General features: G+C 70.0%; 14 protein-coding genes. 10 read left to right on the forward strand and 4 right to left on the reverse strand.

From position 1 onward, the window contains the following. Window positions 1-67: 67 nt before the first annotated feature. The 3 genes from ACFWN2_RS26470 to ACFWN2_RS26480 are packed head-to-tail and all read left to right on the forward strand — an operon-like array spanning window position 68 to window position 2812. Complete coding sequence (locus ACFWN2_RS26470) at window positions 68-1201, forward strand: low temperature requirement protein A (RefSeq protein ID WP_382431713.1); 1134 nt, start codon at window positions 68-70, stop codon at window positions 1199-1201. A 54-nt stretch (window positions 1202-1255) separates the two neighbouring features. Beyond that, the gene (locus ACFWN2_RS26475) at window positions 1256-1651 is read left to right on the forward strand and encodes a VOC family protein (RefSeq protein ID WP_382431715.1); all 396 of its coding nucleotides are present in this window, start codon (window positions 1256-1258) and stop codon (window positions 1649-1651) included. Beyond that, window positions 1652-2812, forward strand: a complete 1161-nt coding sequence (locus ACFWN2_RS26480; protein WP_382431717.1) for an MFS transporter — start codon at window positions 1652-1654, stop codon at window positions 2810-2812. A 16-nt stretch (window positions 2813-2828) separates the two neighbouring features. On the opposite strand, the gene ACFWN2_RS26485 is transcribed toward ACFWN2_RS26480, so the two are convergent. After that, window positions 2829-4310, reverse strand: coding sequence for an LVIVD repeat-containing protein (locus ACFWN2_RS26485; protein WP_382431719.1), 1482 nt, complete (start codon window positions 4308-4310; stop codon window positions 2829-2831). Window positions 4311-4522: 212 nt separating this feature from the next. Between ACFWN2_RS26485 and ACFWN2_RS26490 the strand changes: the two genes are divergently transcribed. After that, on the forward strand, window positions 4523-5125 hold the full coding sequence (locus ACFWN2_RS26490; protein ID WP_382431721.1) for a DUF305 domain-containing protein: 603 nt from the start codon (window positions 4523-4525) through the stop codon (window positions 5123-5125). A gap of 3 nt (window positions 5126-5128) precedes the next feature. Here the strand turns inward: ACFWN2_RS26490 and ACFWN2_RS26495 are convergent, their stop codons facing one another. Continuing rightward, complete coding sequence (locus ACFWN2_RS26495) at window positions 5129-5458, reverse strand: antibiotic biosynthesis monooxygenase family protein (protein WP_382431723.1); 330 nt, start codon at window positions 5456-5458, stop codon at window positions 5129-5131. 80 nt (window positions 5459-5538) lie between these two features. Between ACFWN2_RS26495 and ACFWN2_RS26500 the strand changes: the two genes are divergently transcribed. Then, complete coding sequence (locus tag ACFWN2_RS26500) at window positions 5539-6129, forward strand: TetR/AcrR family transcriptional regulator (protein WP_382431725.1); 591 nt, start codon at window positions 5539-5541, stop codon at window positions 6127-6129. Here ACFWN2_RS26500 and ACFWN2_RS26505 read toward each other — a convergent pair. Continuing rightward, window positions 6122-6946: an SDR family NAD(P)-dependent oxidoreductase gene (locus tag ACFWN2_RS26505; protein WP_382431727.1), complete on the reverse strand. Its 825-nt coding sequence runs from the start codon at window positions 6944-6946 to the stop codon at window positions 6122-6124. The two genes, ACFWN2_RS26500 and ACFWN2_RS26505, sit on opposite strands and share 8 nt — an antisense overlap. Then, window positions 6943-7845, reverse strand: a complete 903-nt coding sequence (locus tag ACFWN2_RS26510; RefSeq protein WP_382431729.1) for an SDR family NAD(P)-dependent oxidoreductase — start codon at window positions 7843-7845, stop codon at window positions 6943-6945. Before ACFWN2_RS26510 ends, ACFWN2_RS26505 begins: the two co-directional genes overlap by 4 nt. Window positions 7846-7916: 71 nt before the next feature. Between ACFWN2_RS26510 and ACFWN2_RS26515 the strand changes: the two genes are divergently transcribed. The 5 genes from ACFWN2_RS26515 (at window position 7917) to ACFWN2_RS26535 (ending at window position 12365) form a co-directional block, all read left to right on the forward strand. After that, window positions 7917-8822, forward strand: a complete 906-nt coding sequence (locus tag ACFWN2_RS26515; protein ID WP_382431731.1) for a LysR family transcriptional regulator — start codon at window positions 7917-7919, stop codon at window positions 8820-8822. A gap of 82 nt (window positions 8823-8904) precedes the next feature. Next, window positions 8905-9798: an ABC transporter ATP-binding protein gene (locus ACFWN2_RS26520; protein WP_382431733.1), complete on the forward strand. Its 894-nt coding sequence runs from the start codon at window positions 8905-8907 to the stop codon at window positions 9796-9798. Then, window positions 9782-10507, forward strand: a complete 726-nt coding sequence (locus ACFWN2_RS26525; RefSeq protein ID WP_382431735.1) for an ABC transporter permease — start codon at window positions 9782-9784, stop codon at window positions 10505-10507. The genes ACFWN2_RS26520 and ACFWN2_RS26525 overlap by 17 nt, the downstream gene beginning before the upstream one ends. Before the next feature lie 9 nt (window positions 10508-10516). Then, a complete protein-coding gene (locus tag ACFWN2_RS26530; RefSeq protein ID WP_382431788.1) occupies window positions 10517-11668 on the forward strand; it encodes a sensor histidine kinase in 1152 nt (383 codons plus the stop codon). Window positions 11669-11738: 70 nt separating this feature from the next. Then, the gene (locus tag ACFWN2_RS26535) at window positions 11739-12365 is read left to right on the forward strand and encodes a response regulator (RefSeq protein WP_382431737.1); all 627 of its coding nucleotides are present in this window, start codon (window positions 11739-11741) and stop codon (window positions 12363-12365) included. Window positions 12366-12511 lie beyond the last annotated feature (146 nt).

Genomic DNA, 12511 nt, shown 5'->3' on the forward strand with positions numbered 1-12511 from the left:
CAGAAACTAGCAACCCGCGTTTGCACCCATTCAGCAGGGTGGAGAACGACCGTTCGGAGGATGCCAGATGATCAGGAAGCTCCTCGCGCGCGACACGGCGGAGACCCACCGGGTCGCGACGCCGTTGGAGCTGTTGTTCGACCTGAGCTTCGTGGTGGCGGTCGCCCAGGCCGCCGCCTCGTTGCACCACGCCGTCTCCGAGAACCACGCCGGTTCCGGGCTGATGGCGTTCTGCATGGCGTTCTTCGCGTTGTGGCTGCCGTGGCTGAACTTCACGTGGTTCGCCAGCGCGTTCGACAACGACGACACGCTGTACCGCGTCATCACGATGGTCCAGATCGCCGGTGTGCTCGTGGTCGCGGCGGGCATCCCTGCCGTCTTCGAGCACCAGGACTACCGGATCGTCGTCGGCGGGTACGTCGTCATCCGGCTCGGCATGGTCGCGCACTGGCTGCGGGCCGCGCGGGACAACCCGTCGCACAGGGCCTGCACGCGCCGCTACGCCGGTGGGATCGCGTTCATGCAGGTGCTCTGGGTGTTGTGGGTGCTGGTCGCGCCGCCCGCGGTGCAGATCCCGCTGTGGGTGCTGTTCATGATCGGTGAGCTGCTGGTGCCGGCGTGGGCGGAGCGTTCCGGCGCCACCACGTGGCACCCGCACCACATCGCCGAGCGGCACGGCCTGTTCACGCTGATCGTGCTCGGCGAGTCGATCCTCGCGGCGACGCTCGCGTTCCAGAAGGGCTTCGACAGCGGCGTCAACCTGATCTCGCTCGCCGCCGCGTCGCTGGTGATCGTGTTCTCGGTGTGGTGGATCTACTTCGAGGCGCCCACCCACCTGCACAACCTGAAGAAGGCGTTCCTCTGGGGTTACGCGCACCTGTTCATCCTCGGCTCGATCGCGGCGCTCGGTGCCGGTCTGGCGGCGTCGGTGGACTACGACCTGCACATCTCGCACGCGCCGGGCACGACGGTCGCCGCGTTCACGACGGTGCCGCTGGCCGTGTTCCTGCTGTTCGTCTGGTACGTGCAGGACTGCCCCGGGCAGGACGGGATCCGCAAGTACCTGCTGCCCGCCGGGGCGGTGGCGGTGCTGGCGGCGACGTTCGGGCCGGCGCCGATCCACGTGACGGCGGGGATCGCGCTGGTGCTCTGCGTCGCGACGAGGCTGGTCCAGACGCAGGAGCAGCGCGTCGAGGCGTGAGGCACTTTCGCGTCTTCTCCTCGTTCTGACACGAGGAGTGAAATGATCGTCGCCATGACCGGTGTCCGTGAACTCCGCCTGGTCGTCACCGCCGACGACTACGACGAAGCCCTGCGTTTCTACCGAGACGTGCTGGGGCTCGAGCAACGGGCGGCGTTCGCGTCCGACGGCGGGCGGGTCACGATCCTGGAGGCCGGGCGGGCGACGCTGGAACTCACCGATCCGCCGCACGCCGAGTTCATCGACGACGTCGAGGTCGGCAGGCGCGTCGCCGGGCACATCAGGGTGGCGTTCGAGGTGACGGACGCCGAGGGCACCACCCGCGTGCTCGAAGCCGCCGGGGCAGAGGTGGTCGCGGAGCCGACGCGCACGCCGTGGAACTCGCTGAACGCACGGTTGAAAGCGCCTGCCGGGTTGCAGCTGACGTTGTTCCAGGAGCTGGGCGAGTAGATGACGATCTCCGCTGCCGGGTACCGCGACCTCGCGAACCGGGACGTGCTGGCGTGCGCCGTGGTGACGGTCGCCGCGAAGCTGCCCATGTCGATGACGCCGCTGATGATGGTGTTCCTGACCCGCGGGCTGCCCGGCGGGTACGTGCTGGCCGCGTCGCTGGTCGCCGTCTACGTGCTGGGCGAGGTCCTCGGTGCCGCGCTGCTCGGGCTCTTCCTCGACCCGTCGCGGATGCGCGGGCAGCTGTCGATCGGGCTCGTCGTCGGCGCGGCGGCGTTCACGACGCTGGCGCTGACGCAGAACGTGACGGTGCTGGCGATCGCCGCGTTCGTCGCGGGCGCTGGGCCGTCGACGACACCGGGCGGGCTGCGGGCGATGCTGCTCGGGCTGGTACCGGACGCGTTGGTGCCCAAGGCGATGGGCTTCGACGCCATGATCACGCAGGTGGTGTGGGCGGTGGCGCCCGCGCTCGTCACGGTGCTGGCGCTGAGCGTCGACCACCGGGCGCCCGTCGTGGTGTCGGTCAGCCTGGTCGTCGTGGCGGCGTGGCTGGTGTTCATCCTGCCGCGCGGGCACGTGACGTCCCGGTCGGGCACGGCGAAACCTCGTGTCGTCGCGTCGGCGTGGCCGATCTACCTCGTGAGCGCGGCGGCGCTGGCGCAGCTGGCGGTCGCGGAACTGGTGCTGCCCGCGTTGCTGGAGCACCGGGGGATCGGGATCGGCTGGATCGGGCCGCTGCTCATGGGTTTCGCGGCCTGCAGCGCGCTGGGCGCGGTGCTGTACGGGCTGAGGCCGTGGCCGGGGACGTTCCGCGCTCAGGGCCTGGTGCTGCTCGTGATCACCTCTACCTGCGTGGGCGCGCTGGCGTTGTTCCCGAACCTGCCGGGCATCGCGGGCGCGTTGCTCGCCGCCGGGTTGTTCCAGTCCGGGGTGCTGGTGACGCGCAGCCTGGCGTTGCGCGAACGGCTTCCGGTCGGTGCGCACGCCGCCGGGTTCTCGATGATGTACGCCGTGACGGGCGCCGGCTACGGGCTCACGGCCGTCGTCGCCGCGTGGGCGATGGACGCCGGCAACCCGGTGTGGGCGGTCTTCGGCGGTGTGGCGGTCACCCTGGTCCTGACAGCAGTCAGCGCGGCTGCCGAACGCCGGCAGCCGCGCTGATCTGGGTGGGAAACCTCTACCCGCGGTAGAAGTTGCCCTGGGTCTGCACGTTCAGCTCGTTCGTGCGGAACAGCTTCGCGACGAACGTGCGCGGGTCGCGCATGTCGATGACGTCGAAGCCGCGGCCCATCTCCGAGGAGTAGATGTAGCCGTTGTACCAGTAGGTCGACCAGGTGCCGCCACTGCCGAGGTTCGGCATCGGGCCGCGCTCGAAGAAGCCGATCTCACGCGGCTTGGCCGAGTTCGTGAAGTCCCACACCGAGATGCCGCCCTGGTACCAGGACTGCACCATGATGTCCTTGCCGGGCACCGGGATCAGCGACCCGTTGTGCGCGACGCAGTTCTCCGAGTCGGTCTGCATGCGCGGGATCTTGTAGTAGGACTTGAAGACCAGCTTGCGCTTGTCGCCGCGACCCACGATGTCGTAGATGCCGTTGGCGCCGCGGTTCGGGCCGATCTTCTCGTTGCACGTCGCCGCGCCGCCGCCACCGAGCTCGTCGGTGAAGACGACCTTGGTGCCGCTGTTGTTGAAGGTCGCGGAGTGCCAGAACGCGAAGTGCGCGTCGTCCTGGACCCGGTGGATCTCCTTCAGGTTCTCCCTGTTGGAGATGTCCCACAGCACGCCGTCACCCATGCACGCGCCGGCCGCGAGGTCGAGCTGCGGGTAGACGGTGATGTCGTGGCAGCCGGACGTGGCCGAGGTGTAGCCGGTCTCGATGGTGCCGGGCGTACCGGCGTTGCCGCCGTCCGGGAACAGGACCGGGGCCTTGAGCAGCGAGGCCGCGGCCGGGTTCTTCACCGGCACCTTGACGATGGAGATCTTGTCGTGCGGCGGCTGGCAGTCCGGGAACGTGGCGTTGGGCGAGTAGGAAGAGACGTAGAGGTACACGTCCTTCTTGTTCTTGCTCGGCACCATCGTGTGGGTGTGCGAACCGCAGGCGGTCTCGACGGCGGCGACGTAGCGGGGCGCGCTCTTGTCGCTGATGTCGAAGACCTTGATGCCCTCCCACGACTCCTTGATCGTCGCGGCCTGGGACACGCTGGAGCAGGAGTTGTCGCTGCGCGACGAGTCGGTCGACAGGAACAGCAGGTTCCCGTACACCGAGATGTCGTTCTGCGAGCCGGGGCACAGGACCTGGCTCTTGATCGTCGGCTTCTTCGGGTTGCGGATGTCGTAGATGACGAAGCCGTCGTAGTTGCCGACGAACGCGTAGTTGTCCTGGAACGCGATGTCGGTCTGCGTCGAGTTGAGCGGAGCCTGCTTGTCCAGGTGGGCGACCGGGACCATGTTGCGGCTGCGGCTGATCTCGTCGACGCCGGGGAGACCGGTGGCCCCGTCCGCGCGCGACTCGAGCTGAGCTTCGCTCAGACCCTTGCCGTCGGCGGGGAGATCGGGCTCGGCGTACGCGGGCGCGGTCACCGTCGACAGCGTCAGCGCGAGCGCCCCCAGCACCGCGAACGACGCTCTGCGCCGTCGGGCCGTTGCGCGTGAAGTCACAGCTTTACCCCCTCGGTACGGGTTGGTGCAGGGGAGTATGACCCTTTCGCCTTGCTAAGGGCCAGCGTCTTTCGGAGGGTTCCTCACTCTTTGTCCACAGTTGAAAGGCTGGACAGACGACATGGAGTGATTGTCCGGTTTCGCGGCGTCACCCGCGGTGTGCCGGGTCGCGCGGCCTGGATCATCGGGTGGCGGACTGTATTGTCCGAAGCATGCGTTCTGGGGTCCTGGCCATCGTCGCGGTGGCCGCGTTGCTCGCCGGGTGCACGTCGGAGCCTCCCGCCGCGCCGATCATCGCGCCGGACACTCCCGGCGGCTCCGCGCCGACGGTCGCGCTCTCCGACGTGACCGGGGTGACCCAGTCGCCGCCGAACGACGCCGACCGCGAGTACGTGGCGATGATGATCGCCCACCACGAGCAGGCGCTCGCGATGACGCGGTTCGTCCCGGAGCGCGCGGAGAACGAGACGGTGAAGGGCCTGGCCGACCGCATCCGGTACAGCCAGGAGCCCGAGATCGGCGCCATGAAGCAGTGGCAGCGGACGTTCAACGCCATCGGCACGCACGGCGACCACTCGTCGATGCCGGGCATGGCGACGCAGGACCAGCTGAACGCACTGGGTGCCGCGCGCGGCAAGGACTTCGACCGGATGTTCCTGGAGCTGATGATCAAGCACCACGAGGGTGCGATCAAGATGGCGACCGACGTGCGGGGTGCCGGGGTCAACGTCCAGGTCGAGGAGATGGCCGACGACGTGGTCGCCACCCAGGACGACGAGATCAACCGGATGAAGAAGCTCCAGACGGAGCTCTGAGCCCTACTGCTCGACGCGCTGCCGGGGCAGCACCAGGTCCTCGGCGTGCGTGAACCGCTCGGGCTCGTTGCCCGTGACGAGGCGTGCGATCGTGCGGTGGCCCTTGTGCGCCTCGCGGAACGCGTCGGAGGCGACCCACGCGCGGAAGGCGTCCTCGGACTCGAACTCGTTGACCGAGACGTACGGCTGGTCGTCCTGCGTCGGCTTGAGCAGCGTGCTGCGCAGCAGGCCGGGGACTCCGGGCAGGTGGGTGCGCATGTTGCCGCGGAAGTACCGCTCGAACTCCTCGGACATGTCCGGGTTCACGAACATCCGGTTGGTCGCGATGAACATGCTGGCCTCCCTGATCCCGACGCTCTGTCGGGAACTATTCCAACTCCCCGTCGGGAAATCAAGCGCGATACGATCCCGATGTGCCGAGGATCAGCGCAGACACCGTCGCGGAGCACCGCGCCAACCGCTTGCGCGCCCTGCTGGACGCCGGGCGGGACATCGTGGCGACCGAGGGAGCGGAGGCGCTGACGCTCGCGTCGCTCGCGAGACGCGTCGGGTTGTCGCGGCCGAGCCTCTACGAGTACTTCCGCTCGCGTGAGGAACTGGTCGCCGCGATCGTGTCGGACGCGCTGCCGGAGTGGGCGGACAAGCTGGAGGACGCGGTCAACAACGCCTCGTCCGTGCCGGAGAAGATCGAGGCGTACCTGCGCACCGAGCTCGCGATCATCACCGACGGCAGTCACGGCGCGGTGGTCGCCTTGTCCGCGCACACGTTGCCGGACTCGTCGCGCGAGCAGATCCGGGCCGAGCACGAACGCCTGCTGGCGCCGTTGGTCGGGGTGTTCCGGACGGCGGGGGTGGAGCGCGCGGCGTTGCGGGCGATGCTGGTGCACGCGATGGTCGAGGCTACGTCGCGGATGATCACGCCGGGGCGCACCGAGCACAACGAGGCGGTCATCGCGACGCTGCTCGACCAGGTGGTGCACGGGCTGGACAAGCCCATCAGCTGAACGGCACGACCTCGCCGTGGCGGACGAGTTCGCCGTGGTGCGCGGGGTCGCGCGGGCCGAGGGCCAGGTCCAGCAACGCCGTCGCGGCCTGCGCGGGTGCCGGCGCGGTGCTGACGTCCCACCACAGCGCGGACGTCGGCGTGTTGATCATTCCGGGGCAGCTCGCGGCGATCAGGATCCCTCGCGCCAGGTCGTTCTCGCGGCGTTCGTTCGCGAGGATCCGCACGGCGGCGACCTGACCGATCTTCGACGGGATGTTCACGAAACCCGGCCACGCACCGGATCTCGCGCTGCCGTCCCGCACCGCGTCGCGCCAGCGGACGATCTGCGCGTCCAGCTCGTCCAGAGTGGACGGTTCGGTGAACCGCCTGTGCAGCGCCGGCGCGAGGTGGCGGAGGGTGCCGGGCGAGCTCGCGACCACGATCAGGCTGCCGTTGTCGTTGAGCAGCGGCGCGAACGCCCTGAGCAGCCTGGTGGTGCCGAAGTTGTTGACCTCGGTGTAGGCGCCGATGATCGTGCGCGGGTCGTCGTCCGGGCCGACGCGCATGACGGCGTTGCCGAAGACCACGTCGATTCCGCCGTGCCGTTCGCGGATCTTCCCGGCCAGCGCGGCGGAGGAACCGGGGTCCGCGACGTCCAGCAGTTCGCCGCGGACCTCCGCGCCGCCGCCGGGGACGGCCCGCACGGCGGCGGTGATCCTGTCGGCGTTCCTACCCGTGAGGTAGACGGTGCCGGTGGGCCCGAGGCGCTGTGCGAGTCCTTCGACCAGGGCCAGACCTAGGCCCTGCGTGGCGCCGGTGACCAGAGCGACCGTCATGCCTTCGCCAGGAGGGTCTCGGAGTACGTCCACAGGCGGGCGGCGTTGTCCGGGTCGACGGCGTAGCGGGCGACGCCGTGCAGGGGTGGTGCCTCGGCGCGGCCGTCGACGGTCGGAGTTTCGTTGCAGTCGTCGAAGTAGCGGCCGCCGACGCCTTCCAGCAGCGGTGACGTCGCCAGCAGGACCGACGTCGCCGCGCCCTGCTCCGGGGTCTTGATCGTGCTGAGGTCGACGTTGCTGGTGTCGAGGTGCGCCGACAGGTTCGTGAAGATGGCGCCGGGCATGGCCGCGTTCGCGGTGATGCCGTCCTCGGCCCACCGGCGGGTGGCCTCGACGGCGAACAGGACGTTCGCGGTTTTGCTTTGGCCGTAAGCGGTCCACGGGTCGTACGTGCGGAACGCGTAGTTGACGTCGTCGAAGACGACCGGCGAGAGCATGTGGCCGGTGGAGGTCAGCACGACGACGCGCGCGTTGCCGGCGGCCCTGAGCGCCGGGTGCAGGCCCGTGGCCAGGGCGAAGTGACCGAGGTGGTTGGTGGCGAACTGCCACTCCCAGCCCTGCTCGGTGTACTTCTCCGGCACGGCCATCACACCGGCGTTGGCGACCAGGACGTGCAGCGGTCCTTCCCATGCCTGTGTGAAGGCGTTGATGGAGGCGAGGTCGGTCAGGTCCAGTTCCGCGACGCGGACGTCACCGCCGATGTCCTTCGCGGTCTTCTCGCCCGCGGCGGTGTTGCGGACGGCCAGGGTCACCTCGGCGCCCGCGCCGGCCAGCGCCCTTGCGGTCTCGACGCCGATCCCGGAGGACGCGCCGGTGACGACCACGCGCTTGCCCGTCAGGTCGATGCCCTCGACGACCTGGGCGGCGGTGCTGCTGAACCCGTACTTCGTTTTGATCACGTCCTCCACGCTAGGCCGCCCGGAGGTATGCGGGTAGCGAGAATCTGTCAACTCAGGTATGCGTTGACGTCATGGCCTTCACCGATGCGTCCCTGGTCGCCCTGCGGGTGTTCCGCGAGGTGGCGGAGCGCGGCACGTTGTCCGCGGCGGCGACCGCGCTCGGCTACACGCAGTCCGCCGTGTCGCGGCAGATCGCTGCCCTGGAACGGGCTGCGGGCGCGGAGCTGCTGGAGCGGCGCCACGACGGTGTGCGGCTCACGTCCGCCGGGCGGCTCGTGCTGCGGCGCGCGGCCGTCGTGGTGGACGAGATCGACGCGGGCACCCGTGAGCTCGCGGGACTGCCGGACGACGTGAGCACCGTGCGGCTCGGCTGGTTCGCGACGGCCGGGGCGTGGCTGATCCCCCGTGCGTTGACGGCGCTGGGACGCACGCATCCGTCGATCACCGTCGTCACGCGTGAGGGGAGCACACCGGCACTCGTGCGCGCGCTGCGCGCGGGCACGTTGGACGTCGCGTTGATCTCGTCGGAACCCCCGTACCGCGCGCCCGACGACGAGACGCCTCCTCTCGACGTGGACACGCTCGTGGAACGCAGTCTGCGCGTGGCTGTCCCGGCAACGCACCCGTTGGCGCGCAACGACTACATCGACGTGGCCGACCTCAGGGGCCAGCGGTGGATCTCCGGGCCGGGCGACCCGTGGGTGATGGGAGTGTGGCCGGGGCTCGGCGAACGACCCGTCGTCGCGCACACCGCGCGCGACTGGCTGGCGAAGCTGCGGCTGGTCGAGGCGGGGTTCGGCATCACGACGATTCCCACGTCGCTGCAGGAGGTCCTGCCGCCCGGCGTGAAGATCCTCCCCGTGCGCGGAGGACCGGCCGAGCAGCGGCGCGTCCTGCTCGCACGGCTGCCCGGACCGGTGCCGGAACCCGTGGCACGTCTGGCCGCCGCGCTGCGTGCCGCCGTGCTGGAGGTCTGACCAGCGGCATCAACCGATCGGTTGATCCTGGTCGCACCCGTTGTTCGATGATCCGCGCGCGTCCGCCCCCGACGCTGGAGGCATGGCAATCATCGAAGTGCGCGACCTCGGGAAGAGGTACGGGCCCCGCGTGGCGGTGGACTCCGTGTCGTTCGAGGTCGCCGAGGGGGAGATCTTCGGCGTGCTGGGGCCGAACGGGGCCGGCAAGACGACGACGGTCGAGTGCGTGTCGGGGCTGCGCAAGCCGGACGCCGGGAGCGTGTCGGTGCTGGGGAGGCCGCCTGCCGACGTGCGGGCGTCGATCGGGGTGCAGCTGCAGGCCTCGGAACTGCCGGAGCGGATGCGGGTCAGCGAGGCGCTCGCGTTGTTCTCGTCGTTCTACCCGTCGCCCGCCGACTGGTCAGCGCGACTGGGGCTGTCGTCGCACCTGAAGGCGGAGTTCGCGCAGCTGTCGGGCGGGCTGAAGCAGCGGTTGTCGATCGCGCTCGCGCTGGTCGGGTCACCGAAGATCGCGATCCTCGACGAACTGACGACGGGACTCGACCCGCAGGCGCGGCGCGACACGTGGTCGGTGATCGAGGAGGTGCGGGCGGCCGGCGTGACGATCCTGCTGGTCACGCACTTCATGGAGGAGGCGGAGCGGCTCTGCGACCGGGTCGCGGTGTTCCGCGAGGGGCGGATCGTCGCGCTGGACACGCCTTCCGCTCTCGTGTCGCGTGTGGACGGTGCCACGCGCGTGCGGTTCGTGCCGTCCGAGCCGCTGGACGTGTCGTTGCTGGAGGCGCTGCCCGAGGTCACGTCCGTGTCGTCAGTGGGGGAGCAGCTCGTGGTCAGCGGGTCGGAGAACCTGCTGCACGCGGTGACCTCCCTGCTCGCGCGGCGGCAGGTCGTGGCGCGCCAACTCCGCGTCGACCAGGTCTCGCTGGACGACGCCTACGTCGAGCTGACCGGGGGTCGTGATGTTGCGGATCATTGAGGTCGAGGCGCGGCTGTTCGTCCGCGACCGGCTGAACTCGTTGTTCGCGGTGCTGTTCCCGTCGTTGTTGTTGCTGGTGCTGGGGGCGATTCCGGCGTTGCGGGAGCCCTCCGCGGAGTTCGGCGGGCTGCGGTTCATCGACAGCTACATGTCGGCGCTGGTCGTGTTCACGCTGGCGTTCATCGGACTGCAGCGCGTGCCGACCGTGGTGGCGTCCTACCGGGAGAAGGGCGTGCTGCGGCGGCTGTCGACGACGCCCATGCACCCGGCGCGACTGCTGGCCGGGCAGATGGTGGTCAACTTCGCCGCGGTGATCTTGTCGGTGCTGCTCCTTATGCTCGTGGGGTACGTCGTTTTCGGCGTCGACCTGCCTCACCACCCCCTCGGCCTGGCGTGTGCCGTGGTGCTGGGAGGCGCGGGCACGTTCGCGTTGGGCCTGGTGATCGCCGCCCTGGCCCCGAACGCGCGGGCGGCCGGCGGCTGGGCGACGGTGGTGTTCATGCTGCTGATGTTCTTCGGCGGCGTGTACCTGCCGCGGTTCATGCTGCCCACGGCGATCCAGACGATCGGTTCGTACTCGCCTCCCGGAGTGGAGGCGCTGCAACAGGCGTGGCTCGGCACCGCGCCGGACTGGAGGCATCTGGCGATCATGGGACTGGTGGGCCTCGTGGCGGGTACCGTCGCGGCCAGGACGTTCCGCTGGGAGTGACTCGTGGACATGGCCGCGTTGGACAGGTGGGAGCGCAGGCTCGTCTCGATCGCCCGCGTGATCCCGTACTTCGTGCTGACCGTGACGACGGTGCTGTACTCGATCTTCACGACCCAGTCGGCTCCGGAGCGCTGGTTCACCTACGGCGTCGTGGCGTTCGGCTTCGTGTGGATGACGTGGTGGTTCACGCTGCACCCCGCGTGGCACGGCCGCCCGGAGCTCATGGCCGTGTTCATCGCCGGCATGGTGGTGTTCTACGGCGTGCTCGGCATGCGCGAGCACTGGTTCGGCGCGGTGTCGTACGCGGTCTACATCTACGCGAGCGAGGTGCTGCGCGGGCGCTGGATGTTCTTCGTGGTCGCGCTGACCGCGGGGCTCGCGACGCTGTCGTTGTTCGGCGGCTACCCGTCCGACGCGCCGGCGGCGTTCTGGTTGCTGCTGCTGGTGTTCGTGGTGGTGGCGTGCACCTTCACGTACGTCGGGCACGTGACGACCGAGCAGTCCCGCATGCGCAAGGACCTGCTGGAGGAGAACGAGGGCCTCCACGCCCAGTTGCTCGTGCAGGCGCACGAGGCAGGCGTGCACGACGAACGCCACCGCATGGCGGGCGAGATCCACGACACCCTGGCCCAGGGCCTGGCGGGCATCATCACGCAGCTGTCCGCGGCGTCCGCTTCGGACTGGGAACGCCGCGTGGCCGTGGCCACCGACCTGGCGCGCGAGAACCTGGCAGAGGCCCGCCGCTCCGTGCACGCCCTGCGCCCACCGGCCCTGGACTCGGCGGCGCTGCACGAGGCGCTCGACGACGTGGCCTCGGGCTGGTCGAGGCACAACGGCGTTCCGGTGTCGGTCACGCTGACCGGTGCCGTGCGCGAGATGCACCCGGAGGTCGAGGTCGCGTTGCTGCGCACCGCCCAGGAAGCCCTGGCGAACGTGGCGAAGCACGCCTCGGCGTCGCGGGTGGGCCTCACGCTGTCCTACATGGAGGACGTGGTGACGCTGGACGTGCGCGACGACGGCGTGGGCTTCGACCTGGCTCGGTCGTCGGACGGGTTCGGGCTGCCCGCGATGCGGCACAGGGTGAACCGGTTGTCGGGCGCGCTGTTCGTGGAGTCGGAACCTGGTGCGGGAACGGCGATCTCGGCGCGGGTGCCCGCGTGAGCGGAGAGGCGGCGGTGGTGCTGAGAAGTGATCGCATGAGTGGTGGGTTCGGCGCGTGCGAGGTGAGGGCGTGATCCGCCTCGTGATCGTCGACGACCACCCGGTCGTCCGCGACGGCCTGCGCGGCATGCTGTCCACCGCCGGCGACTTCGAGGTCGTGGGCGAGGCCGCGTCGGGCGACGAGGCGGTCGCCGTGGTGACGGCCGTGTCGCCGGACGTGGTCCTGATGGACCTGCGGATGCCCGGCTCGGACGGCGTGTCCGCGATCGAACGGCTGCGCGACCACCCGTGCCGCGTCCTGGTGCTCACCACGTACGACACGGATCGCGACGTGTTGCCGGCCATCAAGGCGGGCGCCACCGGCTACCTGCTGAAGGACACGCCGCGCGACCAGCTCCAGCGCGCGATCCGGGCGGCGCACGCGGGGGAGGCCGTGTTGTCGCCCGCCGTGGCGACCCGGTTGCTGGGCCAGGTGCGGGAACCCGCGCTGGAACCGTTGTCGGCGCGGGAGCTCGACGTGCTCGCGCTGGTGGCGAAGGGGACGACGAACCGGGCGGTCGCGGCGGCGCTGTTCATCAGCGAGGCGACGGTGAAGACGCACCTGCTGCACGTCTACGCGAAGCTCGGGGTGTCGGACCGGGCGGCGGCCGTCGCGGTGGCGTACGAGCGCGGCCTGCTCAAGGGCACCGGGCGGTGATCCGGGTGGGCTGGGGCGGCTGGACGCGGACGGAACGGGTGGGACGGGTGGAACGGCGCGGTGGTGGCGGGAGTGGAGTGCCGTGGTGCCGGCTCGTGGCCGCTGGCTGCTTGCCGCTGGCTGGTGTGCGTTGACGAGCGTCGGCT

It is taken from the genome of Lentzea sp. NPDC058436 (assembly GCF_042721515.1).
Taxonomy (GTDB): Bacteria; Actinomycetota; Actinomycetes; order Mycobacteriales; family Pseudonocardiaceae; genus Lentzea.